The 230-nt window shown below is 22.6% G+C and carries 1 pseudogene; it reads right to left on the bottom strand.

From position 1 onward, the window contains the following. Positions 1-230 (bottom strand): annotated as a pseudogene (locus ACJDTP_RS28070) (IS5/IS1182 family transposase); the annotation flags it as partial.

The following is a 230-nucleotide window of genomic DNA, read 5'->3' as shown; positions in this document are numbered from 1 at the left end:
CATATTCAAGCCATTGAAGAATTTTATCAATATCATCTATTAATGTTTCTTTCTGAACAGTAAATTTTTTTAATTCTCCAAGGTTAATATTTTCTAAAAGAACAAGAATTTTATCAAACATTTTTTCTTCATTTTTTAAAATAGTTTTTTTCCAAACAAATGTATAACGATTAGCATTCGCTTCGATTTTAGTACCATCAATAAATGCATTTTCAAATAGTATTTCATTT

Origin of the sequence: Candidatus Clostridium helianthi, assembly GCF_045310795.1 — a bacterium.
Lineage (GTDB): Bacteria > Bacillota > Clostridia > Clostridiales > Clostridiaceae > Clostridium > Clostridium helianthi.
The sequence above is the reverse complement of the archived record's forward strand: the minus strand, read 5'-3'. Positions and strand labels throughout refer to the sequence as shown.